We start from the raw sequence: 4,060 nt of genomic DNA on the forward strand, positions 1-4,060 counted from the left end.
TCATTAAAAATAGCCTAAGAATCTGTTTTTTTATTCAACTGTAAAATTATTCAAGTAAAAATGCACTATTATAGTATTCTATAACTAAATACAAATTATAAACAATTTATTACTTTTATTTACTTGTTTTACATATTATTTCTGCAATATTTATATTATACTTTTTATTTCTTAATTTTTTCTATATATTACTATTAATAAAATCTTTAAATTTCTTAAAAGCCTTTTTCTTTAAGAGCTTTTACAATTTCAACATAAGATTCACAAACATCATAACCTTCTATATCCTGCCTCATCAAATCAATAACGTCTCCATGTGAAATTCCTTTATGCTTAGGTGTTATAACGCCTAAACATTCTCCCCATTTTGCAGAAGAAACTTCAACTAGTCCATCATTTTCCCCATCAAAAAGTTTTGCAAATATATATCCCACATTTAATGGAAATGATGCTGAAAATATTCCTTTCATTTTTGAAGTAACACTCTGATATAAAACACCATCAGCATCTTTAACATTTTTGTTAAATTCAGCACATCTTGATGCAGTAAGATCTGTTACTCCCGCTAAAAAATCAGGATTTTTATCACCAAGTTTTATAAAAGTATTATTATATTTTTTTGCAACAAAATTCTTTAAACCATCTGGTATTTTTTTAAGTAAAAAATCTACATATTTACATCCTCTATGAGGTGTATTTATAGTTGTAAGAGATGCTGTATATTTTGAAAGTCCTAAACAGCTTATTGCATATCTTGAATCAAGTCCTCCTTTTGAATGTGCAATTATATTTACTTTTTCGCAGCCAGTCTCATCTATTATCTTTAAAATATTTTCCTTTAATTCCTGTGCACTTTTAGCTACAGAATTTGAAGACTGCTGATGTCCATAAAATATCTGTGCACCGTTTCTTATAAGTTCTTTGGGAATCCTTCCCCAGTAGTTGATAAACAGCCAGTCCCTAAAAAATATGCCATGAACAAGCACTATAGGATATTTTGTTCTGCATACTTCACTTTCTTTTCTTGAGTCATTTCTAAGTTGTTTATTCTGCTCAAAATAATACTCATATCTTACTTTTTTGCACCAGTTTTTCAATATGAATATATTAAAAATAGGAACCCACCACAAGAATAAAATTAATATTCTGTTAAGTATACCAATATCTCTAGAGGTAAACATTGTCCTAAAAACTCCGTTCACAAGTGGAATTATACAAATACATACTGCTATAATCCCATTTATTATGAAATTTTTGAGTCCTATTTCATCATATTTAAAACATAATGCTAAAATATAAATTATAGTTTCTAATATCAATGACAAAGTAATATCCACAATAAGTTCATATCCCGATACCATAATCCTTAATCTTCTATTTAATTTTCTTTCTTTAAATGGTCTTATGTTTATATAAATATATAATATTATTAATAATACTGTTACAGCTGCACAATACACGCCACTTATTTTTGTAAAATTAAGAATTGCAAATATATTCATAAATATAAAAAATATAAGGATATTTCTAAATCTAAAGTAAAATTTTTTACTATTCATCAACTTATTTCTGTTACTGAAAACTTACAAAATCTACAAAAAATCATCTGCCAAACATATGCTAATTGATGATTAAGTTTTAATAATTTCTTTTCATTTTTTATAATGTCACTTGTTTTACAGTAACTATCTCCCTTCTTATTTATTAGACATTTTTCAATTTTTCTTTATTAACTCTTAAAACCACTGAAATTTTTAAACAAATATATAAATGCTTATTTTATACATTTTCAATATTTCAATATAGTTTACAGCTAATTTAATAAAGTTGTTGGAGATGTTTCTCTAAATACAATAACCCCATCAAAAGTATCTTTAGGAATTATATTTGTAGTACAAAATAACTTTAAAGCCTGCTGCCATCCATAAATCCCCACATTCAATGAAGTAACTGATTGTTTATGGGCTAAAATTGACTGCCACTGTTCATTATCTGATACTTTTGAAAAATCCAGATAATAGCATTTGCTATCAATCTTTTCAAACTGTTTTGTAAAATCATCTGTATTTTTTATTTCTTTTACAGTAAAGTTACCATCATCATCCTGAGAATTAAATTTTGTATCTTCTGCATCTGTTCCAACAGCAAAATAAGAACTCTCATATTTTTCATTAAGCAATGCCCCAAGACATTTATAGTTTGAAATAGAAGTTTTTCCAACATGCCCATTATGTCCATTTATAAAAATAACACTGCCATCTCCATGTTGTAAAAACCACTCTATTTTTTCCTCCATGTGCTTATCACGTATTTTATTGTAATCCGAATTGCTTTCAAGCAATTCTCCACATTCTAAAATTGTATTTGCACATTCTCTTGCAAAATCAAAGGCATCCTGACCACAAACTGCTACAATTTCTTTTTCTCTAACATCTAATTGATTTAATAATTCCTGTACATCACTTTCAGCTTGTTTAAGAATATCTGACTTTAAAGATGTACGGTTTTCATCTGTCAAATCTGAAAAAGCATTTTTAAACTTTTCACTTAAATCTGGAGCTGCCTTGTCCAAAACTGAAAACAGATATTCCTTATTATTGTCATAACGTTGCATGTCCATACCATAGAAATGCAGATCTTTTCCTTCTGGAACCTGTTCATTATAAGAACGCATCCATTCAACTAAATCTGCCATTTCCTGTGTATGATAAATTGCAAACCCAATCTCTGATACTATATTTTCAGCCGTACCTTCTCCTCCATGAATATATTTATCGACCTTTAACGCACTGCCAAAATCCCCTTCAATAATAAATGTACGGCAGCCATTATGCTCCACTAAAGACTTAAATACATCTTTCTTCATCTGTTGATATTCTTTTGCTCCATGACTTGCTTCTCCAAGACCTACAATCTTTACACTTTCTGGAACAGATAACTGACTTATATCTGTCTGCAGAACTGAAGAATCAGCAGCTGCAACTTCTGCACTATTTCCACATCCTGCAATAAACATCATACTTAAAATAAATGCTGCTGCTGATAATAATATCCTATTCTTTTTCATAATTAATAACCCCCAAAACACTTATGTCATTTAAAATAATGCTTCTGAAAGACTCTCTAGTCCATATGCTGACATAACATCTTTCAAACCTGTTTTAATTTCATCTCTTCCAAAATCATTTTCTTCTAGAAAATTATCATCTTTTTCATTTAAATAAGAATAAAATAGTAAAGCAATTCTTAAATAATTCTTATTTTCAGGTTTAATAAAGTTAAATAGTTCATTTTCTGCTTCATTTATATTTCCTTCATTAACAGATTTAATTAAACTGCCAAGGATGCTTTTGTCCTGTTCATCTTCCAATGATTCTATACTTGGTGATTCTTCATCAATATTGCAGGTGATTTTTAATGCCATTTTCAGCATATCTCTTATTCGTGTCATATTATAATTTCTTTTAAACATATCATAATTTCCTTCCTTAATTTATTTACATATTCTAAAGAATAAAGCTTCATAATGTATTATTCATCGTAGCTTGTCAATTATACGTTATTAATTTAGACATATATTTTTCTCAATTTAATCATTCAGATATATATAATTTTTTCAAACTCCCCTTCCACTTATTGGTTATAATTATAACATTTCTCATTGTAAAATAAAAATATTTGACACATAATATTATAGTCATCTTATCAGTTATAAAATAAAAACAGCAGATACTTCCATTTCTGTACCTGCTGTTTTCTAAGATATCTGCTGTAACAACTAAACATTTGTAATCCCTGCTTTTGCACTGCATATACCTATAACTTCATTATTGACTGATAAATATTTTTCAAACATTCTATAAATTTATGTTGAATATCAAAATTATATTTAATATTTATATTAATACATATAAAATACAAAATCTAAACATACTGCTCATTTAATATATTTTTTATATACTCCATAAAGTACTGCACTCACGTACATTTACAAATTTTTTATATATTCCTTCTTTTTTAATAAGCTGTTCATGAGTTCCTTCTTCAGCTATCTTTCCAC

Annotated in this window: 3 protein-coding genes; all 3 read right to left on the reverse strand. The window is 27.6% G+C overall.

Features of this window, described 5'->3' with window-relative positions:
- Positions 1–215: 215 nt before the first annotated feature.
- The 3 genes from Q0F58_RS17690 to Q0F58_RS17700 all read right to left on the reverse strand — a co-directional run bounded on the left by Q0F58_RS17690 (position 216) and on the right by Q0F58_RS17700 (position 3,472).
- Positions 216–1,559 (reverse strand): triacylglycerol lipase, encoded by a 1,344-nt coding sequence (locus Q0F58_RS17690; protein WP_294379179.1) that lies wholly within the window; start codon positions 1,557–1,559, stop codon positions 216–218.
- 254 nt (positions 1,560–1,813) lie between these two features.
- Positions 1,814–3,067: an erythromycin esterase family protein gene (locus tag Q0F58_RS17695; protein ID WP_294379180.1), complete on the reverse strand. Its 1,254-nt coding sequence runs from the start codon at positions 3,065–3,067 to the stop codon at positions 1,814–1,816.
- Positions 3,068–3,097: 30 nt separating this feature from the next.
- Positions 3,098–3,472 (reverse strand): DUF6483 family protein, encoded by a 375-nt coding sequence (locus tag Q0F58_RS17700; RefSeq protein WP_294379181.1) that lies wholly within the window; start codon positions 3,470–3,472, stop codon positions 3,098–3,100.
- Between the last annotated feature and the right edge of the window lie 588 nt (positions 3,473–4,060).

The sequence above is a fragment of the uncultured Clostridium sp. genome, assembly GCF_934754915.1.
In the GTDB taxonomy this organism is placed as follows: Bacteria; Bacillota; Clostridia; order Clostridiales; family Clostridiaceae; genus Clostridium.